Origin of the sequence: Tardiphaga sp. OK246 (assembly GCF_900188215.1) — a bacterium.
Lineage (GTDB): Bacteria > Pseudomonadota > Alphaproteobacteria > Rhizobiales > Xanthobacteraceae > Tardiphaga > Tardiphaga robiniae.
Map to the genome: position 1 here is coordinate 1,078,488 of NZ_FZOX01000001.1, position 26,380 is coordinate 1,104,867.

The window sequence follows — 26,380 nt, forward strand, 5'->3', positions numbered from 1 at the left end:
ACCAATCAGATCAAACACATGCTTAAGGCCCTGCCGCTCAAGGCTGCGGACCGTCATACCCCTCGATGATCACGAGATCGCTCTCGCCGTGCGGGCTGCGCATCGCGACCAACCGCTGGTATTCCGGCGAATTGTAACAGGCTAGCGCGGTCGCGTAGTCCTTGAATTCGAGCACAACATTGCGCGAGCGCGACGTGCCTTCCTTGGCCTCGAACTGACCACCGCGCACCAGGAATTTGGCCCCGAATTTATTGAAGACCGGGCCGTTCTCGGCCACGTATTGCTTGTAGCCGTCCATATTGTGCACGTCGACGCGTGCAATCCAGTAAGCCTTGGCCATCTGTCTCTCTCCCTGTCCCGTTCTTACTTGTTCGCCAGTGCCTGCGTAATTTCGGCGACGATCGCCTCGGCCGCAGCCTTCGGATCAGCAGCTTCCATTACCGGACGGCCGACCACCAGATAGTCCGAACCTTCGGCAATCGCGCGTGCCGGGGTCATGATCCGCTTCTGATCGCCCACGTCACTGCCCGCAGGGCGCACACCGGGCGTGACCAGACACATCTCAGGCTTGATATGCTTGCGCAGGTTCGCCGCCTCTTCCGGCGAGCAGACGAGGCCATCGATACCGAGCGCCTGCGCCTGCTGCGCGCGCGCGGCGACGAGATCGCTGACACCGAGTTGATAGCCCGCGGCCTTCAGATCCTCGTTGTCGTACGAGGTCAGTACTGTCACCGCGAGGATCTTCAGGCCGGAGCCCTTGCTAGCATTGGCCGCCGCCTGCATGGTCTGCGGATAGCCATGCACGGTGAGAAAGGTCGCGCCGAGCTTCGCCACGCTTTCCACACCACGCGCGACGGTGTTGCCGATGTCGTGCATCTTCAGATCGGCGAACACCTTCTTTCCGGTATCGGCGAGCTTGCGCACCAGCGGCAGACCACCAGCATAGCCGAGCTGATAGCCGATCTTATAGAAAGTCACGCTGTCGCCGAGCCGCGCGATCATCGCTTCGGCAGCGTCAACATCCGGCAAATCGAGCGCGACGATCAGGCGGTCGCGGGGATCAATGGTCTGCAACGTCATCTCGTCTCACTTCATCTGCTGCGCGACATCGATAAGCTGGCGCACCATCGCCGTCATCGCATCCTTGTCGGCGGCGTGTTTCAGCCGGTCCATATCGTCATAGGCCTCACCGGCGAACGCCAGCGTGAGCTGGTTCGGGATCACGGTCGCTCGGCAGGCTGACAGCACCAGCCGCAAGGCCTGCAAACAGCGCGCACCGCCAAGCCGCCCATTCGAAGCCGCCGCAATCGCAAACGGCCGCTCGCGAAACACCTGGCCCTTGCTCTCATGCGTGTCTTCCACGCGCGAGATCCAGTCGATCGTATTCTTCACCAGCGGCGGCAGCGACGCGTTGTATTCAGGCGTCACGATCAGCACACCATGATGCGCCGATATCATACGCTTCAGATCGAGCGCATGTTTCGGTACGCCGGAATTGCTCTCGAGGTCGCCGTCATAGATCGGCAGCGGAAAGTCGCCGAGCGAAATCCTAGTGGCATCGACATCGGCGCGAACCAGCGCGTCAATGGCGACAGCCGCCAGTTTCGCATTCAGCGACCCTGTGCGCAGCGAGCCTGGAATTACGAGGATCTTGATCGCAGCCATGATTCCGATCGTCGGGGCGAAGCCACCGCGCGATCGCGGCCGGCACTAGCGTTTGCGATACACCCAGACGCGCGCCGGCGGAAGGTTCATCCAGATCCGCTCGGAGGCCTCTGTGGACACGCCGGGCAGCGATTTGGGGATCGGCGGCGCCACCGAATAGGTGAACTGCACGAAGGGCGCGTTCGGCGACATCGCCGCGAAGGCATCGCGGATCAGCTTGAGGCGCGTCAGCATCGGCTTGGTGACCAGCGGCAGGCCGGAGACGACGGCGGAGGCGGGCTCTTTCAGCACATCCCACAGGGTATCGCGCAATGTGTAGGCGTCGCCCTGAACGATCGTCGCCTGTGGGTAGCGCTCACGCAGCAGTGCGCAAAAGGTGGGATTGAATTCGACGAGCACCAGACGCTTCTGGTCCACCCCATGCGCGACGAGCGCAGAGGTGATCGCGCCGGTGCCTGGTCCAAGTTCGATGACCAGACCGGTCGCGTCATTGTCGACATATTGCGCCATCGTGCGGGCAAGAGCTTTGCCCGACGGCATCACGGCACCCATATGCAGCGGCTTATCGATCCATGAACGGAGGAAGCGAACCTCGTCGTCGAGACGGAGCGGCTTCTTCAACGTACGCGCGGACGAGTGCAGAGGCATGTCGCTTCCAGGCAGACCGCGGAACGTGCGGAACGTCAGAATTTCGTCATAAAGAGGTATAGGCAACAATAGAAACGGTCAAGCTTCCAACGTCAGGAGCTTGTCCGCGTTCCGAAGAAGTCCTTGACCTTAGTGAAGAAACCCGCGGCTTCAGGTTGCGTTGCACCCGAAGATAGTTTCTCGAATTCGGCCAGCAGCTCCTGCTGCTTTTTCGTCAGGTTCTGCGGCGTTTCCACGACGACCTGGACATACATGTCGCCGGTCTGGCGCGAGCGCAGCACCGGCATGCCTTTCGATGAAACGCGGAAGCGCCGCCCGGACTGGGTGCCCGAGGGAACCTTGACCTTGTTGCGCCCGCCTTCGATGGTCGGCACTTCGAATTCGCCGCCCAGCGCGGCGGTCACCATCGATATCGGCACGCGGCAATGCAGGTCCGCGCCATCGCGCTGGAAGAAGTCGTGCGAGGCCAGCGACAGGAAAATATAGAGATCGCCCGACGGGCCACCGCGCGCGCCGGCTTCGCCTTCATTGGCAAGACGAATGCGGGTGCCGTCCTCGACGCCCGCCGGAATGTTGACCGAGAGCGTGCGCTCGCGCTCGACGCGGCCGGCGCCGGAGCAGCTCGGGCACGGATCCTCGATCATCTGACCGCGGCCCTGACAGCTCGGGCAGGTCCTTTCCAGCGTGAAGAAGCCCTGGGCCTGACGGACGCGGCCGGCACCGCCGCAGGTCGAACAGGCCTTCGGCTTGGTTCCTGCCTTGGCGCCGGTGCCGGAGCAGGCTTCGCAGGTCACCGCGACCGGAATCTCGATCTGTGCGGTCTTGCCGGAGTAAGCCTCCTCCAGCGTGATTTCCATGTTGTAGCGAAGATCTGCCCCGCGCTCGCGGCCGCCGCTGCGGCCACCGCCGCGCTGTCCGGCCATGCCGAACAGGTCTTCGAAAATGTCGGAGAAGGAGGAGGCGAAGCCGGATCCAAAGCCCGGACCACCGCCGCCGCCATTGCCCTGTTCGAAGGCCGCATGGCCATAACGGTCATAGGCCGCGCGCTTGTCGCCGTCCTTGAGGACGTCGTAGGCCTCGGCAATTTCCTTGAACTTCACTTCAGCGGCGGCATCGCCTGGATTCTTGTCCGGATGCCATTTCATCGCAAGCTTGCGAAACGACGTCTTCAGGGTCGCATCATTCGCGCCGCGCTCGACTTCCAACGTCTCGTAATAACATTGCTTGGTGGACATCAGCCAGATCCGCCCGAAATTGGTCCTCATCCCGAGGAGCATCCCAGAAGAACGCATCGATGAAGATGCTACTCCCGCACTAACAAAACTTGCCTAACAAGGTCGGTCTAACAAAAAACAACCCTCATCCTTCGAGACGCGCACCGCGCTACTCAGGATGAGGGTCATCGTTCCGCTCGCCTATCAGGCCGACTTCTTCGGCTTGTCGTCGTCGACTTCCGTGAATTCGGCGTCGACCACGTCATCCTTCTCGGCATCGCGCTTGGCGTCAGCCTCGGCCTGCTGGGTGTACATCGCTTCGCCGAGCTTCATCGAAGCTTGCGCCAGCGTGTTGGTCTTGGCCTTGATCGCCTCGGCATCTTCACCCTTCAGAGCTTCCTTCAGGTCGCTCATGGCATCCTCGATAGCGCGGCGCTCGGTCTCACCGACCTTATCGCCATGCTCGCCGAGAGCTTTCTCGGTCGAATGCACGAGGGCATCGCCGTGGTTCTTGGCATCGACAGCCTCACGACGCTTCTTGTCCTCGGCAGCGTTGGCTTCGGCATCCTTGACCATCTTCTGGATGTCGGACTCGGACAGACCGCCGGATGCCTGGATCCGGATCTGCTGTTCCTTGTTGGTCGCCTTGTCCTTCGCCGACACGTTGACGATGCCGTTGGCGTCGATGTCGAAGGTCACCTCGACCTGCGGCATGCCGCGCGGAGCCGGCGGAATGCCCATCAGGTCGAACTGGCCGAGCGGCTTGTTGTCGGCCGCCATTTCGCGCTCACCCTGGAAGACCCGGATGGTAACGGCGTTCTGGTTGTCTTCGGCCGTCGAGAACACCTGGCTCTTCTTGGTCGGGATCGTCGTGTTGCGCTCGATGATCCGGGTGAACACGCCACCCAGCGTCTCGATGCCCAGCGACAGCGGGGTCACGTCGAGCAGCAGCACGTCCTTGACGTCGCCCTGCAGCACGCCGGCCTGAATGGCGGCGCCGATGGCCACGACTTCGTCCGGGTTGACGCCCTTGTGGGGCTCCTTGCCGAAGAACTGCTTCACGACTTCCTGGATCTTGGGCATGCGGATCATGCCGCCGACCAGAACCACTTCGCCGATTTCACCGGCGGTGAGGCCCGCATCCTTGAGCGCCTTGCGGCAAGGCTCGATGGTCTTCTGCACGAGATCGTCGACCAGCGCTTCGAACTTGGCGCGGGTCAGCTTCAACGTCAGATGCTTCGGACCGGAGGCATCCGCCGTGATGAACGGCAGGTTGATTTCGGTCTGGGTCGTCGACGACAGTTCGATCTTCGCTTTTTCAGCAGCTTCCTTCAGGCGCTGCAGAGCCAGCTTGTCGTTGCGCAGGTCGATGCCCTGCTCTTTCTTGAACTCGTCGGCGAGGTAGCCGACCAGACGCATGTCGAAGTCTTCACCGCCGAGGAACGTGTCGCCGTTGGTGGACTTCACTTCGAACACGCCGTCGCCGATCTCAAGGATCGAGACGTCGAAGGTGCCGCCGCCGAGGTCATACACCGCGATGGTGCCGGACTTCGACTTGTCGAGGCCGTAAGCGAGCGCAGCCGCAGTCGGCTCGTTGATGATGCGCAGCACTTCGAGACCAGCGATCTTGCCGGCATCCTTGGTGGCCTGACGCTGGGCGTCGTTGAAGTAAGCGGGCACGGTGATGACGGCCTGCTCGACCTTCTGGCCGAGATGAGCCTCCGCGGTCTCCTTCATCTTCTGCAGCGTGAAGGCAGAGATCTGCGAGGGCGAATAGGTTTTACCGTCGACTTCGACCCAGGCGTCGCCATTGCCACCTTTGGCAATCTTGTAGGGGACGAGCTTCTTGTCCTTCTCGACGGTCGGATCGTCATAGCGGCGGCCGATCAGACGCTTCACCGCGAAAATGGTGCGCTCGGGATTGGTAACTGCCTGGCGCTTGGCCGGCTGGCCGACGAGGCGCTCGCCATCATCGGTAAAAGCCACGATGGACGGCGTGGTCCGCATGCCTTCTGCGTTCTCGATGACCTTCGGCGTTTTGCCATCCATGACGGCGACGCAGGAATTCGTCGTACCGAGGTCGATACCGATGACCTTTCCCATGCTCTCATATCCTTTTTCTGCGGCAGGTTGGCTGGGCCCTGACGGCACCCCGCTCCCAACCCCCAAACATCAACTATTCGCGATATTGCGACGGTAGGCCTCATATAGGAGGGGGGGTGGTGGCCGCAAGGCATCTGGCACGCTCCAGACCCATGAAAACACGACCGGTGCGCGAAATTAATATTTGGTGAAACAGACCCTTGGCGGTTGTTTCGCCAATACGCGACGGATGGGCGCGGACGGCGCCGGGAACGGATTTATGGCTTGATCTGTTGGCGGAACAGGGCAACCGTGAAAGCCCTTTCCGACCGGGCGCGCGGCGACCAAGGCCGGAGCCCCGCACCATCGAACAGCCTCAATGCAAACCCAGTAGATTTTTCATGAAACATGCTGCGCCCCTGTTCGCCTTGACCATGCTGACGGCCATTTCGGTCGCCCACCGCCCCGCTTTGGCGGCCGATCCGATTTTCCCGCCGGGGGTCCGCGTGGGTCTGGCCCCGCTGGTCGGCCTCGCCCCGGCAAAGACCTTTGTCGGCTTCGAGACATCCGATCAGGGCGTCAAAGTGCTTGTAACCGAACTGCCGGCCGCCGCCTTCAACGAGGTTGAGACCGCGTTCAAGGCCAATCCGGCGGGTATGGCCGCGAAGCCCGAGAGCATCGAGACCACGGCCGGAAAGGCCTTCTACACGATCGAGAATGCCAAGGACGCGACCGGCAATGTCAGGCGCTATTCGATGATCGTCGGCGGCGGGACCTTCTCCGGCTATGTCGCCGTGCAAGTCCCGGAAAACGCCCAGAAAATCTACACCGACGACGCGGTGCGCCAGATGCTCTCATCCGCCGTGGTCCGTAAGGAAGTCCCGCTGGCAGAACAACTCGGTCTGATGCCGTTCAAGGTCTCGGAAATGAGCGACTTCAAGACCGTCCGCACGCTGGCGCCGGGTGCCGCGCTATTGCTGGCCGACTCGAGCGACGAGAACAGCATCGAAACGAGCCCTTTCATGGTGATCGGCAGCCTGGCCTCGGCACCTGAAAAGACCGAAGATCGCGGCCGCTTTGCCCAGCAGGCAGCAGGCACGATTCCGGGCCTGCGCGAAGGCCGCATCACCATGTCGGAGCCGCAGCGGATCGACGGCATGGCAGGCTGGGAAACCCGTATCGACGCCGTCAGCGGCAAGAACAACACGCCGGTCAGCGTTGTGCAGTGGCTGCGCTTCGGCGGCGGCAAAATCACGATGCGCATTATTGCAAGCGCACCGCGCGATGATTGGGCCAAGGCGTTTCCGCGCTTCCGCGCCGTGCGCGACGGCATCGAGCCGCGCTAAAGAACGCACGGCCGTCCTCACGGCCCGCTTTACGAGCTCCCCGTGACCTGATTTGCTTGGCCAATTCGGTACGGGGAATTTCGCGATGCTCAACAGACGTCAGGTTTTCGGGGGGCTTGGAGCCTTAGCCATGACCAGCCTAGCTCCCAAAACACTATCCGCCGCTGGCAAGGTCAGCCTCGATCGCACATCCGTCCTGCTGGTGATCGACGTGCAGAATTGCTTCCTGCCCGGTGGCAGCCTTGCGGTGAAGGACGGCGACAAGGTCGTCCCGGTCATCAACGGCATCGCCAAGAAATTCGCCGATGTGGTGATGACGCAGGACTGGCACACGCCGGGCCATATCTCATTCGCGTCCAGCCATAGCGGCAAGAAGCCGTTTGAGACCACCGACGTGAAATACGGCAAGCAGGTGCTGTGGCCGGATCACTGCGTGCAGGGCACTGAAGGGGCTGCGCTGTCGAAGGATCTCGCGATCCCGCATACCGAGCTGATCCTGCGCAAGGGCTTCAACAAGGACGTCGACAGCTATTCGGCGTTTACCGAGGCTGACGGAAAGACCACCACCGGTCTTGCCGCCTATCTGAAAGCCCGCAAATTGCAGCGCGTATTTATCGCCGGCCTCGCCACCGACTTCTGTGTCGCGTGGTCCGCCCTCGATGCGCGAAAAGCAGGTTTCGATGTCTATGTAGTCGAAGATGCCTGCCGCGGCATCGACACGCAGGGCTCACTGGCCAAAGCCTGGGCCGACATGAACAAGGCCGGCGTGAAGCGTATTCAGTCGGGCGATCTGGCGGCTTGACCCATACTCTCATTGTCATCGCCCGACCTGGCACGCAATTGCGCGCTTGGATCGGGCGACCCAGTAATCACCGGCGCTTGTGATCACTCACTGAGACCGGCGTGTACTGGATCACCCGCTTTCGCGGGTGATGGCAGCCAGAGGCTCTGTTACTCCGAAACAGGTGCGGCCTTGGCGCCGCCCTTCGAGACACCGACCAGCGCTGGGCGCAGCACGCGCTCGCCGATGGTGTAACCGGCCTGCACGACCTGAACGACGGTGCCCGCAGGCACGGAAGCATCGGGCACTTCGTACATCGCCTGCTGGAAATTCGGATCGAACTTCTCGCCCGACGGATCGAACTTCTTCACGCCGTTCTTTTCCAGCGTGTTGAGCAGCGAACGCTCGGTAAGCTCGACACCTTCGAGGAGCGCCTTCAGGCCCGGATCGGCCGCGGCCTTGGTGTCGGCAGGCACGGCATCCAGCGCACGCTGCAGACTGTCGGCGATATCGAGCACTTCGCGCGCAAAATTGGCGATCGCATAGGTGCGGCCGTCGGCAACTTCCTTCTGGGTCCGCTTGCGCAGATTTTCCATCTCCGCCAGCGTGCGCAGCATCTTGTCGCGCGATTCCGCGGCTTCCTTGGTCAGGGCCTCGACCGAATTCGGTTCCGGATCGTCCGGCATGATGTAGGGCTTGGAGACCACCGGATCGGCGGCCGCTGCCGTCTTGTCCTGATTGTCGTTCTGCCCATTGGAATCAGTCATCACGCTGCCTTCTCAAAAACACGCCAAAATGGTGGGATTGCTGAGCGGGATATCGGGGTTTGAGCGCCGAAAATCAAGCGCAACCGGCCGGATTCGGCCGATCTGTCAGCCCCCGAGCATGCGGCTGACGATGCGCGCCGCGTAATCTACCATCGGGATCACCCGCGCATAGTTCAGCCGGGTCGGGCCAATGACACCGAGAACGCCGACAATATGGCCGGCGCCATCGCTATAGGGCGCAATGATCGTGGACGAGCCGGACAGCGAGAAGAGTTTATTTTCCGAGCCGATGAAGATGCGGACACCTTCGGCCGTCTCCGCCCGACCGAGAAGGTCGATCACCTCGCGCTTGGCTTCGAGATCGTCGAACAGGAGGCGAACGCGTTCAAGATCCTCCAGCGCATGAAGATCCTCAAGCAGATTGGCCTGGCCGCGCACGATCAGCTGCCGATCGTCCTTCTCGCCACCCGACCAGCTGGCAATGCCGGCGGCAATGACCTTCTGGGTCAGCTGATCGAGCTCGATCTGGTTCTGGGTCAGTGCCGTTTCCAGTTCCAACCGGGCCTCAGCCAGCGTACGGCCGCGAATCCGGGCATTGAGGAAGTTAGACGCCTCGTTCAGCGCCGACGACGGCACGCCCGGCGGCAGGGTCAGCACGCGGTTTTCGACCTGGCCATCCTCGGCAACCAGCACGACCAGCGCCTTTTCGGGCTCTAAACGGACGAATTCGATGTGTTTCAGCCGCACATTGGACTTGGCGGTCAGAACCACCGCCGCCGCGCGGGTAAGTCCGGACAGCTGCGTCAGCGCCTCGCCGAGCGCCGCCTCCACCGTCTGCGAGCGCCCCACAGAAGACAGTTGCTGCTGGATCGATTGCCGCTCCGGCTCGGTGAGGTCACCGACCTGCATCAAGGCATCGACAAAAAACCGCAGTCCGAGTTCGGTCGGCAGCCGTCCTGCAGAGGTATGCGGCGCATAGATCAGGCCGAGCTGCTCCAAGTCCGACATGACGTTGCGGACCGAGGCCGGCGACAGCGGAACCGTGATCAGGCGCGAAATGTTGCGCGAACCGACAGGTTCGCCGGTGGCGAGATAGCTCTCGACGATCTGCCGGAAGATCTCACGCGATCGCTCATTGAGCTGGGCGAGCCCGGCATGCGGCGAAATCAGGCCGATCGGATCGTGGTGGGCCACAGGGTACTCCTTGAGAACCTAATCTGTCGCCCCGAGCCCCCGGATACAAGCACCATTGCGTGCGTGGAACCTGCCCTGCCCTTGCCGCTGCGCTCCGTGCCCCCTAAAAGCACCGCGAACAGGCTCTCTCTGGACATTTGGAAGGATTTTCTCATGCGGCCAAGCCGTCGTGCGCCCGATGAACTGCGCGCCGTGTCGCTGGAACGCGGCGTGGTCAAATATGCCGAAGGCTCCTGCATGGTGAAATTCGGTGACACCCACGTGCTGGTGACCGCCACGCTGGAGGAGCGCCTGCCACCATGGCTTAAGGGCCAGGGCCGCGGCTGGGTCACCGCCGAATACGGCATGCTGCCCCGCGCCACGCTGGAACGCACCCGCCGCGAAGCCGCATCCGGCAAGCAAGGCGGCCGCACCGTCGAGATCCAGCGCCTGATCGGCCGCTCGCTGCGCGCTGCCGTCGACCTCGAAGCGCTCGGCGAACGCCAGATCACCATCGACTGCGACGTGATCCAGGCCGATGGCGGCACCCGCACGGCGTCGATCACCGGCGCATGGGTTGCGCTGGCCGACTGCATCTCGTGGATGAAGAACCGCAACATGTTCAAGAACGGCGTCGGCAACGTGCTGCGCGACAATATTGCGGCGATTTCCTGCGGCATCTATCAGGGCACCCCGGTGCTTGATCTCGACTATGCCGAGGATTCCGAAGCCGATACCGACGCCAATTTCGTGATGACCGGCGACGGGCGCATCATCGAGGTGCAGGGCACCGCCGAGAAGACGCCGTTCACGCAGGACGAGTTCCTGAAGCTGATGGCCCTGGCGCAAAAGGGCGTCGGACGCCTCGTCGAACTGCAGAAAATGGCCATCGCGTGATTCCGCAAGTCATCAAGCAGGCGTAGACTCGCATCATGCATCGTCGAATCACTGGGAAGCTCGTCATCGCCACCCACAATCCCGGCAAGCTTGCCGAGATGCGCGATCTCCTGGCGCCCTATGGCATCGAAGCAGTATCGGCCGGCGAACTCGACCTCGCCGAGCCCGACGAGACCGGCGACACCTTCAAGGCCAATGCCGCCATCAAGGCGATTGCCGCGGCCAATGTCGCGCAATTGCCGGCCTTCGCGGATGATTCAGGCCTCGTCGTCGATGCCCTCGACGGCGCACCCGGCATCTTCTCGGCACGCTGGGCCGGCGAGTCCAAGGACTTCACCGGCGCGATGACGCGGATCGAACGCCTGTTGCAGGAGCGCGGCGCGACCACACCCGACAAGCGAACCGCGCATTTCGTCTCGGCGCTGTGCGTGGCCTGGCCCGACGGTCATCTCGAGGAAGTCGAAGCGCACGCCCATGGCACGCTGGTCTGGCCGCCGCGCGGCACTGCCGGCTTCGGCTACGATCCGACATTCCTGCCCGATGGTCACACCCGCACCTATGGCGAAATGACCGCGGTCGAGAAGCACGGGTTGCCGCCACTCGGCGAGGGCTTGTCGCATCGCGCCAGGGCATTCGTGAAACTCGCGGAGATCTGCCTTGAACCCCGCTGACGCACAGCAGGACGCTTTCGGCGTCTATGTGCACTGGCCGTTCTGCCTGTCGAAGTGCCCGTATTGCGACTTCAACAGCCACGTCCGTCATCACGCCGTCGACGAAGTACGTTTCGCGCGGGCCTTCGCACGGGAGATCGAAACCACGGCTGCCCGCACGCCAGGCCGCACCGTGACGTCGATCTTTCTCGGCGGCGGCACGCCGTCGCTGATGCAGCCGCAGACCGTCGGCGCGATTCTGGATTCGATCGGAAAATACTGGAACGTTGCCTCCGACGTCGAAGTATCACTCGAAGCTAACCCGACCTCCGTCGAAGCGACGCGCTTTCGCGGTTATCGCGAGGCCGGCGTCAACCGCGTGTCGCTCGGCGTACAAGCGCTTGACGATGCGTCGCTGAAATCACTGGGACGTTTGCATACGGCGCGCGAGGCACTCGATGCTGTGGCCATCGCGCGCAGCGCGTTCGATCGGTATTCGTTCGATCTGATCTATGCGCGCCCCGACCAGACCCCGCAGATGTGGATCGACGAACTCAAGCTCGCCATCTCGGAAGCCGCCGAGCATCTATCGCTGTATCAGCTGACCATCGAGGAAGGCACGCCGTTCTTCGGGTTGCACGCCGCCGGCAAGCTCAAGACCCCCGACGAGGGCCTCGCGCGCACGCTTTATGACGTGACGCAGGAAGTCTGCGCACAGCAGGGCCTGCCGTTCTACGAGATTTCCAACCACGCTCGCCCCGGTGCGGAGTGCAAGCACAATCTCGTCTACTGGCGCGGTCAGGAATATGCCGGCATCGGGCCTGGCGCCCATGGCCGCCTCGACATCGACGGTGTCAGACATGCCATCGCCACCGAGAAGCGTCCGGAAGCCTGGGTGATGCGTGTGGAAGACAACGGCCACGGCGTCACGTCGGATGAATTGCTCAACAGCGAAGAACGCGCCGACGAATATCTGCTGATGGGCCTGCGCCTCGCCGAAGGCATCGATCCCGCGCGCTATCAGATGCTGTCCGGCCGCGCGCTGGATGAGAAGCGCATCGCCATCCTGCGCGAGGAAGGCGCCATCGTCGTCGAGCAGAACGGCCGCCTGCGCGTGACGCAGGAGGGCTTCCCTGTGCTTGATGCTGTCGTGGCAGATCTGGCGGCGTAGGCGCTACGCCCCGAAACTCTTCGGCGAGCCCGCCACGGCCTGACCACCACCCGACGCAACCTTCATCACGGCGAGGCCGCGATCGTTGCCGCCATCGCTGCGGAAACGAAACAGACCATCGATGCCGGCAAAGCCGGATGGATTGGTGAGCGTTTCAGGTGCGAAGCGCTGTCCGCCTTGGGTGCGCGCCAAAGCGGCGACCAGCGCGACCGCATCGTAAGCGAGCGTCGCGGTACGCACGGGATCGCCGCCATATTTCGCGCGATAACGGCCCGCAAAGGCACGAAACCCTGCAGGATCTGGCGCGGCATAGAGCCCGCCCTGCAAAGCCGCGCTGTTGAAGACGCGCGGATTGTCCCACAGGCCCGTGCCGAGCAATTGCACATTGCGCAGATTGGCACCCGCCGCAGTCAAGGCATCAGCCGTTGCGACAACCGCGTCGCCATCGTCAGCAATGAACAACGCGTCGGCGCCGGTGAGGGATGCGGCAATGTTGCGTGCTGCGCTGGAGCGGTCAGCACCATAGCGCTCAAAAGCGACGACGCGGCCACCCTTGCGCGCGACGGCCTGCTTGAACGCAACTTCGACCACATTGCCATAGGCATTCTCGGGCAGCATCGCCGCAAAGGAGCGCTTGCCCGTGCCCGCGGCGTAATCGACGATGCGATTGACGTCGGACTCGGGCAGGAAGCTGAGCAAATAGACACCACGGCCGGCGACGCTGGAATCGGTCGAGAACGCGATCACCGGCACGTTGCGCGCGCGCGTGAGCTGCGCGGTGGCCGGCACTGACAGCGCAAACAACGGTCCGAGAATGATTTCGGATCCTTCGTCGAGCGCCTGCTGGGCGGCCTGCTGCGCGCCCTGCGCACTGCCATTGTCGTCCTTGATCAGCAGTTGAATGCTGGGATTCTGGAATTCGGTGAGCGCCATTTCGGCGGCGTTCTTCATCGACTGCGCGGCGACGCCGGCATTGCCGGAAGCCGACAGCGGCAGGATCAGTCCGACTTTCGTGCCCCCGGTGCCGATGGCTTGCGACTGCTGCGCCGGTCCGGCAGGCGGTCCCGATGGCGCCGTCGGTCCGGTGCCAAACGCATTGGTCAGCGTCGATTGCACACCCGCGCAGGCCCCGAGCAGCGGCGCGCCCAGCAGCAGGCCGACAGCCGTCCGCCGTGTTGCGCCCTTGGTCCCGGATTTGGGGTCGAACGGATCCGCCATCACTTCTCTTCTTTCGGCCGCATCAGATCGGCCCGCCTCGTCACCCGCTATATAGTGTGAGGCGCGGATTCAGACATATTGTCGGCGATAAGTTAACCAAAACAAAAGCTTTATGTCCGGCATACCCCGTCACCGCGGCCGGATTAGCACGACGGGAATGAACCACGGCCAAACGCCGAAAAACGGCTGTCCCCCTTTGGCGCAATTCGCTCTACATTGTCGCCATGCGCGCAACACCCCTCTCCTCATCGCCTGCGGACGCCGCGGCGCCATCGGCCCGGACCTTCACGGTCTCCGGCCATTTGCTCATGGCACCGAAAGCTGTTCCGGGGCTGCATCTCGTAGCCACGCCAATCGGCAATCTTGGCGACATCACCCTGCGCGCGCTGGAGACCCTGGCAGGGGTCGATATTATCGCCTGCGAAGACACCCGCATCACCCGCCGCCTGACCGAGCGCTACGGGATCACCGGCACACTCAAGCAATATCATGAGCACAATGCCGAACAGGCACGGCCAAAAATTCTTGAAAAGCTGTCGCAGGGCGCGTCCATCGCGCTGGTGTCGGATGCCGGCACGCCACTGATTTCCGACCCCGGCTTCAAGCTGGTGCGGGAAGTGACCGCAGCAGGCTTCAATGTGATTTCGCTGCCGGGGCCATCCTCGGTGCTGGCCGCGCTGGCCGTCTCTGCCCTGCCGACCGATCGCTTTTTCTTCGAGGGCTTTTTACCGTCGCGGCAGATGGCGCGGCGATCCCGCCTGACCGAGCTGGCTGCCATCGATGCCACGCTGGTGATGTTCGACTCCGGCAACCGCGTGCAGGACACGCTGGCCGATCTCGCGGACATCATGGGCAACCGCGATGCGGCGATCTGCCGCGAACTCACGAAGATGCATGAAGAGGTCAATCGCGGAGCGATTGCCGATCTGGCCAAGGAGGCCGATGGGCTGGAAACCCGGGGTGAATTCGTCCTGGTGATCGGGCCGCCGGCCGCCGATGCGCAAGCCATAACCGAAGACGACCTCGATGCCCTGCTGCGCAACTCGCTGCAGCGCGACAGCGTCAAGGATGCCGTGGCGCATGCGGTCGAACTGTCCGGCCGGCCGCGCCGCGCCGTCTATGCCCGCGCGCTGGAACTGGCCAAGGAGATTCACAGGGACTCAGGCGATGGCGAAGACTGACAAAGTCTCCGCCCCGAAGCCCGCAGCCAAGCCAGCTGCGCCGGAACGCGTCGCCGCGTTCAACACCGGCCTCTCCGCCGAAAGCCGTGCCGCTGCTTTGCTGCTGGCCAAGGGCTACCGCATCCTCGCCCGCCGCTTTCGCACGCCCCACGGCGAGATCGATATCGTTGCCAGGAAGCGCAGCCTGATCGCCTTTGTCGAGGTGAAGGCCCGCGCCAGCCTGGACGAAGCCGCCTATGCCGTGACGCCCCGCCAGCAGGCCCGGATCATGGATGCCGCCCAAGGCTGGCTGATGGCGCATCCCGAACATGCAGAATTCGACCTGCGTTTCGACGTCGTGCTGATTGCGCCAAGACATTTGCCACGCCATCTGTTAGCGGCATTCGACGCCAGTACCTGAATTTTCGCTTTCCCGACCACAATTCCGGACCCCAGCATGACCTTGAACGTCGCCGTCCAGATGGACCCCATTGCGCGCATCAATCACAAGGGCGATTCGACCTTCGCGATGTTGCTGGAAGCCCAGAAGCGTGGCCACAAACTGTCCTATTGCACGCCGGACAAGCTCTCGCTGCGCGGCAATGACGTGGTGGCGCCAGTGCAATCGCTGTCGGTGCGCGATATCGAGGGCGATTATTTCACCCTCGGCGATCCCACCCGCACCAACATGGAATCCTTCGACGTGGTGTTGCTGCGGCAGGACCCGCCATTCGATCTCGCTTACATCACCTCGACGCATCTGCTCGAGCGCATTCATCCGAAGACGCTGGTGGTCAATGATCCGGCCTCGGTGCGCAACGCGCCGGAGAAGATTTTCGTGATGGGCTTCTCGGACCTGATGCCGCCGACGCTAATCTCGCGCGACAAGGACGAGATCAATGCATTCCGCGCCGAGCATGGCGCTGTGGTGATGAAGCCGCTGCATGGCCATGGCGGCGCAGCGGTGTTTCGCGTGCTGCCGCAGGACATGAATTTCGGTTCGCTCTACGATCTGTTCTCCGTGACCTTCAAGGAGCAGTGGGTCATCCAGCGCTTCCTCCCCGAAGTGAAGCATGGTGACAAGCGCATCATCCTGATCGACGGCGAATTCGCGGGTGCCGTGAACCGCGTGCCGGCTGAAGACGATTTGCGCTCCAACATGGTGCGTGGCGGCGCCGCCAAGGCCACTGAACTCTCGCCGCGTGAGCGCGAAATCTGCGAACGTGTCGGACCGGCACTGCGTGATCTCGGTCTGCTGTTCGTCGGCATCGACGTGATCGATGGCAATCTCACCGAGATCAACGTGACGTCGCCCACGGGCATTCGCGCCATCGCCAAGCTTGGCGGACCGGATGTCGCGGCGCGGGTCTGGGACGTGATCGAAGCGAAGCGGAAGTAAACTCCGCTCGCGTCACTCGCTGCGCTGCGTCAATACTTGACGCAGCAGTTTGAATTCCATTTGTCGCAATTCTCCGCCTGCTGCTTTTGCTTGCCAGTCATGGACGGCAAGCGCAGCATGCCGATGCACGCTCGACCAATCGAGCGGCCCGCTACATGTGGCGGCAAGCAAAAGCATATCAGTGGAGAAACGCATGACTTCAGAAGTTTCGCGAAGGTCCCTGCTCTCGCTCGGCGCTGGTTTGGGCGCAAATCTTCTCGCTCCCGGCCTCATCGGCAGCGCATCGGCCAAGGCACCAAAGCTCGGCACACAGGCGCCCTACTTCCACCGTTTCATGTTAGGCAGCGCGGAAGTCACCGTTGTCTCCGACGGACCTTTGCCGCTCGGCGATCCCTCCGGCACATTCGTCGGCGTACCCAAGGAAGACGTGCAGAAGATGCTGACGGATAATTTCCTCAGCAGCAGCAACGTCGTGCTCGAACAGAACGCGCCGATCGTCAACATGGGCGACAGACTGATCCTGTTCGACACCGGCATGGGCACGTCGCAACTGTTCGGCAACACCACGGGTCGCCTGCAGAAAAGTATGGCCGAAGCCGGTATCAAGCCCGGCGATATCGATGCCGTGGTGTGCTCGCACGCCCATATCGATCATATCGGCGGCATCGTCGATGCCAATGACAAGCCGCTATTTCCCAACGCGCAGATCTATCTCAGCGAGGAAGACTTCAAGTTCTGGACCGACGAAGGCAAGCTCGGTTCGCCGCTCAAGGACTTCATCGTCCATGCGCGCAAGAACCTGCTGCCGGTGAAGGATCGCCTGGTGTTCTTCAAGGACGGCCAGGAGTTCCTGCCGGGCGTCACCGCCATGCATGCACCTGGCCATACGTTCGGCCACCACATGTTCATGATCCAGTCGGACGGGAAATCTTTCGCCTTCCTCGGCGACCTCACCCATCATCAGGTGCTGCTGCTGGAGAAGCCGCGGATGGAGTTCGCCTATGACTCCGATCCGAAGATGGCGGCGGCGACGCGGGTGAAGATGCTCGACATGCTCGCAGCCAACAAGACCGCCGTGATGTCCTATCACTTCGCGTGGCCGGGCTATGGTCATGTGGTGAAATCAGGCGACGGCTTCCGCTATATCGCCGAGCCGATGGTGATGAATCTCTAGCGGAAATCCTGCGACTTTCCTGCGGCGATCTTGAGACAATGACCGCCGCAGGAATTCCGCAGCAATTTATCCTCACGCCGCGGATGAGGTGTCCCTCGGACGTCTCTCCGCTCCGCGTTTGTAGATCCGGAACGTGCCACGTCCGGCATCCTTCGCCGCATAGAGCGCCGAATCGGCCATGGCTGCCAATTGCGATGACGTGCAGTTATCGGCCAGCGCGATGCCGACCGATGCGCCAACCCGCAACTGTTGTCCGCGATGATCAATCGGCAGTCCCAACTGCGTGACAATCGCACGCGCCGTCTCCGAGGCTTCCTCGAATTCCGCATGAGGCCCCAGCAGAACCGCGAATTCGTCACCGCCGAGTCGTGCGACCAGTTCCGCACCGGCACATATGTTGCGAATTCGATTTGCAACGACGGTCAGACAGGCATCGCCCGCTGCGTGGCCGAAACAGTCATTGACCGGCTTGAATTCATCGAGATCGATCAACAGCAGCGCGCCGAACGGCTTCACCTTGATGGCCGACGCCGCATCGAACAGCGACAGCTTGGTTTGAAACTGGCTGCGATTGGCGAGGCCGGTCAGCGTATCGAATTCGGCGAGATAGCGATTGCGATCCGCCAGAATTTTTTCTTCGGTGATGTCTTGCTTCATGCCGAAGATGCGGACGGCAACGCCATCGACCGACTCGACAGTGGCCGTGATCCTGATCCAGCGCCGGTTGCCCTTGAAGGTGATGATCTCCGCATCGAGACTGAAGCCCGTGCGATCCTCGATGGCCTTGCTGCGCCGCTTCGTCAGTTCCCTGACGGATTCTTCGGGATAACAGGCGAGCGCCTCCTCGCGAATCGGCGTCGAGCCACGCGGTAGATCGAAGATGTCATAGACAACATCGGTCCAGACCGGCGATTCATCGGAGAGGTCGCATTCCCAGACGCCGATTCGCGCTGCCGCCGAGGAGCGATCGAATATCTTCCGGCTATGCGCCAGCGAAGCAGCCTGTTGATCGATGATGGCCTGCTGAGCTTCGATTTGCGCCTTCAGCGCAGCGATCAGGTCGGCGTCATCCGGCGCGTCTGGCGGCATCGACAAGCGATCTGACATCTGCGGGCACCCAGTCTTCGTCTCGAAGCTCATAGGATGCTTTGCATGACGTGTTTAAGATTTTCTACGCCAATGGCCTATTTCAGCCAAAACCAGCATACTTTACCGCTACATTTCGTTCACTGATTGTTCTTGAAGTAGAAGCAACCTTAGGTTACGCTCTCATCTCGAATGGGGGCGGCATGGTTCAACGGGTTTCCACCGTAGCCTTTGAGGGGATCGAGGCCCGCGCGGTCGACGTGCAGGTTCAGGTCGTGCCCGGTCTGCCGAATTTTTTGATCGTCGGCCTGCCCGACAAGGCAGTATCCGAAGCGCGCGAACGGGTCCGTGCCGCGCTGGTCGCCTCGGGTCTGGCGCTGCCGGCACGGCGGATCATCGTCAATCTCGCGCCCGCTGACTTACCCAAGGAAGGCAGCCATTACGATCTGCCGATCGCGCTGGGATTGATGGCCGCGATCGGCGCGATTCCGCCGGATGCATTGACGGGCTTCACCGTGCTCGGCGAACTCGGTCTCGATGGCTCGCTCGCTCCGGTCGCCGGCGTGCTGCCGGCTGCCATCGGCGCCAATGCGCGCGACGAGGGATTGATCTGCCCAGAAGCCTGCGGCGCGGAAGCCGCCTGGGCCAGTCCCGATATCCAGATCATCGCCGCGACGTCGCTGATCCAGATCGCCAATCACTTTAAGGGCACGCAGGTTCTGTCGCGGCCGCAGCCGAAGATACATGCGCGTGAGGAAACGCTGCTGGATCTGCGCGACATCAAGGGACAGGAAAGCGCCAAACGCGCGCTGGAGATCGCTGCCGCCGGCGGCCACCATCTATTGATGGCGGGATCGCCAGGTTCCGGCAAATCCATGCTGGCGGCACGGCTGCCATCGATCCTGCCGCCGCTATCGCCGGCGGAACTCCTCGAAGTCTCAATGATCGCGTCGGTGGCCGGCGAGATCAAGGACGGTGCGCTCACCTCACGCCGGCCGTTCCGCGCACCGCATCATTCCGCCAGCATGGCCGCACTCACCGGCGGCGGGTTGCGCGCGCGGCCGGGCGAGATTTCGCTGGCGCATCAAGGCGTGCTGTTTCTCGATGAACTGCCGGAGTTCGATCCGCGCGTGCTGGATTCGCTGCGCGCGCCGCTTGAGAATGGCGAGGTGGCGGTCTCGCGCGCCAATCACCGCGTCACCTATCCCGCGCGCTTTATGCTTGTTGCTGCGATGAATCCATGCCGCTGCGGTCACGCTTTCGAGCCGGGCTTCTCCTGCAAACGTGGCCGCATCGATCGCTGCACCTCGGATTATCAGGCGCGCATCTCGGGCCCCTTGATGGACCGCATCGATCTGCGCATCGAAGTCCCGGCGGTGACCGCGGCGGATCTCATTCTGCCGCCACCGTCGGAAGGTTCCGCCGAAGTCGCGGCGCGTGTCGCCGCCGCGCGCGATCTGCAGACCATGCGTTATGCCGTGGCGGGATTGGCGGGCACACATACCAATGCCTCCGCGCCGGCCTCTGTGCTGGAAACGGTAGCGCAGCCGGATGCCCAGGGACTGACATTGTTGCGCGATGCCGCCGAAACGATGCGACTGACCGCGCGCGGCTATCACCGCGTGCTGCGCGTGGCGCGGACGCTGGCGGATCTCGACGGCGCCGAGAAAATCGGGCGGCTGCATCTGGCCGAAGCGTTGTCTTACCGCGCGCTGGCGGAGGACATTCGCCGAGCTGCTTGACGTCTTCTCCTCGCCACTGATGTGGACGTCAACGCGATAGTAACGAGTTTTGTTTACGCTCTGCTCACCATAACCCCGCATTGCGGGGCCAGGGCGAGTACCGTGTCATGCTGCGTTTCAAGATTTTAGCCTCGACGATTCCGCTGGCGCTGGCAGCCTTTCTCGCCCGCGGCGATCTCGTGAGCGGAACGCATCCCTGCATCTCCACCGGTGAGACCACCATCCAGATCGCCACCATGCCCTGGCAGGCGCAATCGCATGTCAGCTTCACCAACGATCCCCTGCAGGCGACCGTCCGTGTGCAGATCGTCGATAGCGCCGAAACCGCCGACTTTGTCGTGCTCGATGATGCCGATGCAGCGGAACCCGATGCCTGCCCCGTCACGGCCGCGACGCGCTTCATCGGCATTGCCAACACATCGGCGAGTTCGGAGCCCGTTATCTATCTGTCGGAACAGGACGACGCCGACTACCGGATCTTCGTGAAATCTCGCAGCTTCACGGCGCGCGATGCCGCAGCGCTGATCGTCAGCGCCCACAGCCGCAGCCCGGCGCGGATGGCAGCGGCCAGCCTCTAGGCCGCGCATTAACGCTTCATCAACCATGTCTGCGCGGGCAAATTCAAAACTGCCACCGTGCAAGCACTTGGCAACAACATACCCGCATTGTTTCTGAGATCTGCGATCGCCTAATCGCGGCCTGTATTCGCGTGCAATCGCGAGCCATGATGTGACCAAGCCGGAGTGCTGATCTGTGGCGAAAGGTGTTTTCCGGATCAAGGTCTACTTCCGCCGCTTCGCGCGCCGTTTTCCGTGGCTTGCTTTCGTCATCCGCTCTTTCGTGATGTTCTCGGCTGCCTTCGGTGGCGCCTATGGTTTCATCTCAGGTTCGACCTCGAAAGACTCCGGTTACGACCCGCACGCTTTTGCAATCGGCGCCAGCTTCCTGTTCGCGCTGGCCTGCGTCGCCCTGGCCACCATGAGCATCCGCATGCGCTTCATGGGCAAACGGATGCGCAAGCTGACTGCGCATAACGAAGCCCTGGTCGACCGGAACTGGGAATTGAAGGAAGCCGAAGAGCGCGCGCGCAGCCTGTTCGAGGCACAAGGCGACCTGATCGTGATCCGCAACAACGAAGGCTGTATCACCTTCGTCAACGATGCCTATTGTGCGCTGGCGGAACAATCGCGCGAAGCATTGATCGGCAGCCACTTCGAACTCACGCTGCTGGAGCAGGGCGATATCGCCAACGAGCCCAACGGCACCAGCATGCACGATCAGAAGATCGCCACGGCGACCGGTCCGCGCTGGATCGCCTGGCGCGAAGGTCTGGTGCGGATCGATGCGGGCCAGCCCGCCGAGTTGCAATGCGTGGGTCGCGATGTCACCGACCGCACCCAGACCGAGCGTGCCCTCGGTGAAGCGCGCGACCATGCCAATGCCGCCAACCGCGCCAAGTCGCGGTTCCTCGCCATGGCGTCCCATGAAATCCGCACGCCGCTGAACGGCATTCTCGGCATGAGCGGCTTGCTGCTGGATACGCCGCTGACACCCGAACAGACCACTTACGCCAAGGCCGTGAAGACCTCCGGCGATGCGCTGCTGTCGCTGATCGAGGAGCTGCTGGATTACTCCAAGATCGAGGCCGGCAAGATCGATCTGGAACATCGCCCCTTTGCACTAGCCGGATTGATCGAGGACATCACCGAATTGCTGGCGCCGCGTGCGCAGGCCCGCAATCTCGAAATCGCGGCCTATGTCGACGAGCGACTGCCGCTGACAGTGATGGGCGATGCGGCGCGCCTGCGCCAGGTGCTGCTCAATCTCGCCGGCAATGCCATCAAGTTCACGGCGACCGGCGGCGTAGCGCTGATCGTCGAACCCGGCATCTGGCCGAACGAAGTCTCTTTCCTGGTGCGCGACACCGGCATCGGCATCGCGCCGGATGCGCAGCAGCGCATCTTCCGCGAATTCGAACAGGCAGACGAGGGTACCGCGCGCCACTATGGCGGAACGGGTCTCGGCCTCAGCATCAGCGAACGTATCGTCAAGCGCATGAACGGCCGCATCACACTGCAGAGCAAGCTCGGTGCCGGCTCGACATTCGAAGTGTCGATCCCGCTCACCGCTTCCGACAGCGGCACCGCGACCTTCGTGCCGCCGGATCTCACGGGCCTTTCGGTGATGCTGGTGGCGCCACAAACCATCGAAGCTTCGCTCACAGCTCTGCGACTCGGGCGATGGGGCGCGCAGACCTGCACTGTCTCCGATCTCGCCGTCGCGCAAGCGCTGCTACCCGAACGTTCATGGCACGCCATCATGATCGATCGCGCTCTTGGTGCTGACGCTGCCGAGCGGCTTGCGAACGCTGCAATTCCGCACGCGCTGCGACGGATCGTGCTGTTCACGCCGGCGATGCGTCATGAGCTGCAGCCCACAACGCCGAGTGCGTTCACCGGCTATCTGGTGAAGCCACTGCGTGCGACCTCGCTCGCCGCGCGCCTCACATTGCAGACGGACTCACCGACAATCGCCGCCGATGATCCGTTGGATCGGGATCTGGCCACACCGGAATCAACGGCGGCGATGGCACCCAGCCTCTCGATCCTGGTCGCCGAAGACAACGAGATCAACGCGCTACTGATGCGCTCGTTGCTGACGCGGCTTGGCCACAAGCCGGTCGTGACCACCAATGGCGAAGAGGCACTGGAATCCTGGCTCGCCTCCGACTCCGCAGGCACGCCTTATGACCTCGTCCTGATGGATATCCAGATGCCGAAGCTCGACGGCATCGAGACCACCAAACGCATTCGCGCGCGCGAGGCCGGTCAACGCGTCAGGCGTACCCCGATCCTGGCCCTCACAGCGAATGCACTGGTCGAAGATCGCTATGCCTGTTTCGAGGCCGGCATGGACGGCTTCCTGATGAAGCCGCTGGACCGCGACAAGCTCGCCGAAGCCCTCAAGGGACTCGCCAAGACGCGGCACGTCGCCGCCTAGCAGCTCCACCTTCGCTGTCACACCCCCGCAACACGCCCGTCACACGGCTGTTGAGCGCCCGTGATGTCTGGTGCGGATAAGCCGCATCGATGATTCGCGTGATGCCTGCGGCACAAGGCGATTGAGTTGGGGATGGCCATGCACGGCAACGAACTGGTGCGACCGAAGCAGGGTTTCATGCAGATGTTGCGGCCCCAGAACATGAGCGCCGCTGCGCAGACGGCGATCACCTGGTTCAAGCCGCCGCTGCATCTCCATCCCGCCAACGGCATTCCGGTCGCCACGAATTCGTTAGGCCGGATGGGTCCGCTCGAAGTTCGCCTCGCGCAGGACAAGCGCGACGTGAAGCGCGCGCAGCGTCTGCGCTACAAGGTATTCTACAAGAACGGCACCGCGATCGCCGACGCCGCCACGATGCTGGCACGCCGCGACAAGGATGCATTCGACAAGATCTGCGATCACCTTCTCGTCGTCGATCACGATGCCAAGCCCACACTGTCCGGCAAGCAGCCGGTGGTCGGCACCTATCGCCTGCTACGCCATGAGGCGGCCATGCAGAACGGGGGGTTCTATACCGACAGCGAATTCGATCTGTCGGGGATGATCGAGCGCCATGCCGGTCTGCGGTTTCTTGAACTCGGCCGCTCCTGCGTGCTGCCGCGCTACCGCAACAAGCGTACCGTCGAATTGCTGTGGCAGGGCATCTGGAGCTATGTGCGGCAGAACAAGTTCGACGTCATGATCGGTTGCGCCAGTTTTGAAGGCACCGATCCGGATCGCCTCGCGCTGCCGCTGTCGTTCCTACATCACAACGCCCGCGCGCCCGAAGCCTGGCGCGCCCGCGCGCATCCGTCGCGCTATGTCGAGATGAACCGGATGGCCGCGGATGCCATCGACACCAAGGCGGCGCTTCGTGCGCTACCGCCGCTGATCAAAGGCTATCTACGGATCGGCGCCATGATCGGCGACGGCGCCGTGATCGATCATCAGTTCGGCACCACCGACGTTCTGATCGTGATGCCGGTGACGTCAATCGGCGCACGCTATATCGAGCATTTCAGCACGGACACCTCACGCCACGCGGCGTAATCGCTTAGAGGCGACGCAGCGCGACGTTTTCCACTACGTGATCCGCACCCTTTTTGAGGATAAGCGTCGCACGCGGTCGCGTCGGCAGGATGTTGTCTTCGAGATTGGCGAGGTTGGTGCGCTCCCAGATCGCCAGCGCCGTCGCCGTCGCTTCTTCATCCGACAGCAATGCGTAGCGATTGAAGTAGGATCGCGGATCGTGGAATGCGGTGTCGCGCAGCGCCAGAAACCGTCTCACATACCAGTCGCGCAGTACCGGCTCATCGGCGTCGATATAGACGGAGAAGTCAAAGAAGTCGGAGACCACAGGCACCGCCTTGCCGTCGCGCGGGAGGCGGCCGGTCTGTAGCACATTGACGCCTTCGACGATCAGGATGTCGGGCTGATCGACCTCGACCCACTTGTTTGGGACCACGTCGTAAGTGAGATGCGAATACACAGGCGCGCGGACAGCATTGCGGCCGGCTTTGATGTCACTGAGAAACTGTAGCAGCGTCGGCAGATCGTAGCTTTCGGGAAAGCCCTTCTTCTGCATGATGCCTTCGCGCTCGAGCACCGCATTCGGATAGAGAAAGCCGTCGGTGGTGACGAGATCGACCTTGGGCCGCGGCGACCATCTTGCGAGCAGTGCCTGCAGCACGCGGGCGGTGGTCGACTTGCCGACCGCCACCGACCCGGCGACGCCGATGATATAGGGCATCTTGCGATCCTCGATGCCGAGGAACTTGCGCTGCGCGTAATACAGACGTTGTGTCGCCGTGACATAGATCGAAAGCAGGCGGGACAGCGGCAGGTAAATCTCTTCGACCTCGCGCAGATCGAGGCGATCATACATCGAACGCAGGGCGGCGATCTCGCCGGCCTCCAGCGTCATCGGCGTATCGTCGCGCAGCTTGGCCCACTGCTCCCGCGAGAAATTCCGATAGGGATTGTATTGTTGGTCTGCCCGCATATCCATGAAGCGGTCCCCGTTGTGATCGACGCTGTTACTCGCTCTTGCGCGACGCTTTCTCTTGCAGTCCGGATTGCGACGTGCGCTGACCGAGCGCCGCCTCGACCTCCTGAATCGTTACGCCGCGCGCTTTCAGCAGCACCAGCAGATGAAACAGCAGGTCGGCACTTTCATTGATCAGATTGGTGCGATCGTTCTCGACCGCCGCGATCACGGTTTCGACCGCTTCCTCGCCGAATTTCTTGGCGCAATGCTCCGCGCCCTTGTCGAGCAGCTTGCGGGTATAGGACGCGTCGCCACCCGCCGCCGCGCGGGCGTCGATGGTATCGGCAAGGTCATGAAGCGTAAAAGCCATTTCGGCGCCTTGTTGGCTGGGCAGCGCAGACTCCTGCCAGAGATTGACCTAGGGGTCGAGCCGCATCGGCAGTCCGGCCCGGACCATATGCTCCTTGGCCTCGCGAATGGTAAATTCCCCGAAGTGAAAAATCGAGGCCGCCAGCACCGCGGTGGCGTGGCCGCTCCTGATACCTTCGACCAGATGATCGAGATTGCCGACGCCGCCCGAAGCGATCACCGGTACGCCGACGCTGTCGGCGATGGCCCGGGTCAGTTCGATATCGAAGCCGGAGCGGGTGCCGTCGCGATCCATCGAGGTGAGCAGGATTTCGCCCGCGCCCAATGACACGACTTCCTGGGCAAACTCGATCGCATCGATGCCAGTCGACTTGCGGCCGCCATGGGTAAAGATCTCCCAGCGCGAGCCGGACCGTTTGGCGTCGATCGCCACCACGATGCACTGATCGCCGAACTTCTCGGCGGCTTCCTTGACGAACTGGCGATTGGCCACCGCGGCCGAATTGATCGAGACCTTGTCGGCACCGGCGCGCAGCAGCGTCTTGATATCGTCCACCGTACGCACCCCACCGCCGACCGTGAGCGGCATGAAGCAGGCTTCAGCGGTGCGACGCACCACATCCATCATGGTGCCGCGGTTTTCGTGGGTAGCGTTGATATCGAGGAAAGTGAGCTCGTCCGCGCCAGCGGCGTCATAGGCGATCGCAGCCTCTACGGGATCGCCGGCATCGCGCAGGTCGACGAAGTTGACGCCCTTCACCACGCGTCCATCCTTGACGTCGAGGCAGGGGATGACGCGGACTTTGAACATG

27 protein-coding genes are annotated in these 26,380 nt (G+C 62.5%); 13 read left to right on the forward strand and 14 right to left on the reverse strand.

The annotated features are described in order from the left end of the window. Positions 1-37: 37 nt before the first annotated feature. From CHC01_RS05240 to dnaK, 6 genes are all read right to left on the reverse strand, one after another. Positions 38-340, reverse strand: a complete 303-nt coding sequence (locus CHC01_RS05240) for a DUF1330 domain-containing protein (RefSeq protein ID WP_068730266.1) — start codon at positions 338-340, stop codon at positions 38-40. Between the two features lie 23 nt (positions 341-363). Continuing rightward, positions 364-1,080, reverse strand: coding sequence for an orotidine-5'-phosphate decarboxylase (gene pyrF / locus CHC01_RS05245; RefSeq protein WP_089263059.1), 717 nt, complete (start codon positions 1,078-1,080; stop codon positions 364-366). 6 nt (positions 1,081-1,086) lie between these two features. Continuing rightward, positions 1,087-1,665: an NADPH-dependent FMN reductase gene (locus CHC01_RS05250; RefSeq protein WP_089263061.1), complete on the reverse strand. Its 579-nt coding sequence runs from the start codon at positions 1,663-1,665 to the stop codon at positions 1,087-1,089. Between the two features lie 45 nt (positions 1,666-1,710). Further along, positions 1,711-2,313 (reverse strand): class I SAM-dependent methyltransferase, encoded by a 603-nt coding sequence (locus CHC01_RS05255; RefSeq protein ID WP_089263063.1) that lies wholly within the window; start codon positions 2,311-2,313, stop codon positions 1,711-1,713. A gap of 92 nt (positions 2,314-2,405) precedes the next feature. Beyond that, the gene (gene dnaJ / locus CHC01_RS05260) at positions 2,406-3,548 is read right to left on the reverse strand and encodes a molecular chaperone DnaJ (protein WP_089263665.1); all 1,143 of its coding nucleotides are present in this window, start codon (positions 3,546-3,548) and stop codon (positions 2,406-2,408) included. 183 nt (positions 3,549-3,731) lie between these two features. Then, a complete protein-coding gene (gene dnaK, locus CHC01_RS05265; RefSeq protein ID WP_089263065.1) occupies positions 3,732-5,630 on the reverse strand; it encodes a molecular chaperone DnaK in 1,899 nt (632 codons plus the stop codon). Positions 5,631-6,010: 380 nt separating this feature from the next. Between dnaK and CHC01_RS05270 the strand changes: the two genes are divergently transcribed. Both CHC01_RS05270 and pncA read left to right on the forward strand, forming a co-directional pair. Further along, complete coding sequence (locus CHC01_RS05270; RefSeq protein WP_089263067.1) at positions 6,011-6,955, forward strand: hypothetical protein; 945 nt, start codon at positions 6,011-6,013, stop codon at positions 6,953-6,955. Between the two features lie 85 nt (positions 6,956-7,040). Further along, positions 7,041-7,757, forward strand: coding sequence for a bifunctional nicotinamidase/pyrazinamidase (gene pncA / locus CHC01_RS05275; protein ID WP_089263069.1), 717 nt, complete (start codon positions 7,041-7,043; stop codon positions 7,755-7,757). Between the two features lie 149 nt (positions 7,758-7,906). On the opposite strand, the gene grpE is transcribed toward pncA, so the two are convergent. Next, on the reverse strand, positions 7,907-8,503 hold the full coding sequence (grpE, locus tag CHC01_RS05280; protein ID WP_089263071.1) for a nucleotide exchange factor GrpE: 597 nt from the start codon (positions 8,501-8,503) through the stop codon (positions 7,907-7,909). A gap of 105 nt (positions 8,504-8,608) precedes the next feature. Beyond that, positions 8,609-9,697 carry a heat-inducible transcriptional repressor HrcA gene (gene hrcA / locus CHC01_RS05285; RefSeq protein ID WP_068730256.1) on the reverse strand — a complete coding sequence of 363 codons (1,089 nt, stop codon included), beginning with the start codon at positions 9,695-9,697 and terminating at the stop codon, positions 8,609-8,611. Positions 9,698-9,850: 153 nt separating this feature from the next. Between hrcA and rph the strand changes: the two genes are divergently transcribed. From rph to hemW, 3 genes are read left to right on the forward strand one after another with little or no spacing between them, the layout of a single operon-like run. Next, positions 9,851-10,573, forward strand: coding sequence for a ribonuclease PH (gene rph, locus CHC01_RS05290; protein WP_089263072.1), 723 nt, complete (start codon positions 9,851-9,853; stop codon positions 10,571-10,573). A gap of 35 nt (positions 10,574-10,608) precedes the next feature. Further along, complete coding sequence (gene rdgB, locus CHC01_RS05295) at positions 10,609-11,244, forward strand: RdgB/HAM1 family non-canonical purine NTP pyrophosphatase (RefSeq protein ID WP_089263074.1); 636 nt, start codon at positions 10,609-10,611, stop codon at positions 11,242-11,244. Next, complete coding sequence (gene hemW, locus CHC01_RS05300; RefSeq protein WP_089263076.1) at positions 11,231-12,394, forward strand: radical SAM family heme chaperone HemW; 1,164 nt, start codon at positions 11,231-11,233, stop codon at positions 12,392-12,394. Before rdgB ends, hemW begins: the two co-directional genes overlap by 14 nt. 3 nt (positions 12,395-12,397) lie before the next feature. Here the strand turns inward: hemW and CHC01_RS05305 are convergent, their stop codons facing one another. After that, a complete protein-coding gene (locus CHC01_RS05305; RefSeq protein ID WP_089263078.1) occupies positions 12,398-13,612 on the reverse strand; it encodes a penicillin-binding protein activator in 1,215 nt (404 codons plus the stop codon). Between the two features lie 224 nt (positions 13,613-13,836). On the opposite strand from CHC01_RS05305, the gene rsmI reads away from it, so the two are divergent. Genes rsmI through gshB form a run of 3 tightly spaced genes read left to right on the forward strand, consistent with a single transcriptional unit; the run spans position 13,837 to position 16,171 of the window. Further along, a complete protein-coding gene (gene rsmI / locus CHC01_RS05310; RefSeq protein ID WP_089263080.1) occupies positions 13,837-14,793 on the forward strand; it encodes a 16S rRNA (cytidine(1402)-2'-O)-methyltransferase in 957 nt (318 codons plus the stop codon). Continuing rightward, the gene (locus CHC01_RS05315; RefSeq protein WP_089263082.1) at positions 14,780-15,193 is read left to right on the forward strand and encodes a YraN family protein; all 414 of its coding nucleotides are present in this window, start codon (positions 14,780-14,782) and stop codon (positions 15,191-15,193) included. The genes rsmI and CHC01_RS05315 overlap by 14 nt, the downstream gene beginning before the upstream one ends. Before the next feature lie 36 nt (positions 15,194-15,229). Continuing rightward, positions 15,230-16,171, forward strand: coding sequence for a glutathione synthase (gshB, locus tag CHC01_RS05320; protein WP_089263084.1), 942 nt, complete (start codon positions 15,230-15,232; stop codon positions 16,169-16,171). Between the two features lie 12 nt (positions 16,172-16,183). Here the strand turns inward: gshB and CHC01_RS31840 are convergent, their stop codons facing one another. Next, positions 16,184-16,366, reverse strand: coding sequence for a hypothetical protein (locus CHC01_RS31840; protein WP_141137046.1), 183 nt, complete (start codon positions 16,364-16,366; stop codon positions 16,184-16,186). Between CHC01_RS31840 and CHC01_RS05325 the strand changes: the two genes are divergently transcribed. Next, on the forward strand, positions 16,365-17,345 hold the full coding sequence (locus tag CHC01_RS05325) for an MBL fold metallo-hydrolase (RefSeq protein WP_089263086.1): 981 nt from the start codon (positions 16,365-16,367) through the stop codon (positions 17,343-17,345). The two genes, CHC01_RS31840 and CHC01_RS05325, sit on opposite strands and share 2 nt — an antisense overlap. A gap of 72 nt (positions 17,346-17,417) precedes the next feature. Here the strand turns inward: CHC01_RS05325 and CHC01_RS05330 are convergent, their stop codons facing one another. Further along, the gene (locus CHC01_RS05330) at positions 17,418-18,452 is read right to left on the reverse strand and encodes a GGDEF domain-containing protein (RefSeq protein ID WP_244558213.1); all 1,035 of its coding nucleotides are present in this window, start codon (positions 18,450-18,452) and stop codon (positions 17,418-17,420) included. A 182-nt stretch (positions 18,453-18,634) separates the two neighbouring features. On the opposite strand from CHC01_RS05330, the gene CHC01_RS05335 reads away from it, so the two are divergent. From CHC01_RS05335 to olsB, 4 genes are all read left to right on the forward strand, one after another. Continuing rightward, positions 18,635-20,173: a YifB family Mg chelatase-like AAA ATPase gene (locus CHC01_RS05335; RefSeq protein WP_089263090.1), complete on the forward strand. Its 1,539-nt coding sequence runs from the start codon at positions 18,635-18,637 to the stop codon at positions 20,171-20,173. 107 nt (positions 20,174-20,280) lie between these two features. After that, complete coding sequence (locus tag CHC01_RS05340) at positions 20,281-20,751, forward strand: hypothetical protein (protein ID WP_089263092.1); 471 nt, start codon at positions 20,281-20,283, stop codon at positions 20,749-20,751. Positions 20,752-20,926: 175 nt separating this feature from the next. Further along, positions 20,927-23,173, forward strand: coding sequence for a PAS domain-containing hybrid sensor histidine kinase/response regulator (locus tag CHC01_RS05345; RefSeq protein ID WP_244558214.1), 2,247 nt, complete (start codon positions 20,927-20,929; stop codon positions 23,171-23,173). Between the two features lie 138 nt (positions 23,174-23,311). Further along, positions 23,312-24,262 carry a l-ornithine N(alpha)-acyltransferase gene (olsB, locus tag CHC01_RS05350; protein ID WP_089263667.1) on the forward strand — a complete coding sequence of 317 codons (951 nt, stop codon included), beginning with the start codon at positions 23,312-23,314 and terminating at the stop codon, positions 24,260-24,262. A gap of 4 nt (positions 24,263-24,266) precedes the next feature. Here olsB and coaA read toward each other — a convergent pair whose 3' ends face one another. From coaA to hisF, 3 genes are read right to left on the reverse strand one after another with little or no spacing between them, the layout of a single operon-like run. Further along, positions 24,267-25,220, reverse strand: a complete 954-nt coding sequence (gene coaA / locus CHC01_RS05355; protein ID WP_089263094.1) for a type I pantothenate kinase — start codon at positions 25,218-25,220, stop codon at positions 24,267-24,269. Between the two features lie 28 nt (positions 25,221-25,248). Next, complete coding sequence (locus CHC01_RS05360) at positions 25,249-25,569, reverse strand: phosphoribosyl-ATP diphosphatase (protein WP_089263096.1); 321 nt, start codon at positions 25,567-25,569, stop codon at positions 25,249-25,251. Between the two features lie 48 nt (positions 25,570-25,617). Continuing rightward, on the reverse strand, positions 25,618-26,379 hold the full coding sequence (gene hisF, locus CHC01_RS05365) for an imidazole glycerol phosphate synthase subunit HisF (RefSeq protein WP_068730242.1): 762 nt from the start codon (positions 26,377-26,379) through the stop codon (positions 25,618-25,620). Position 26,380 lies beyond the last annotated feature (1 nt).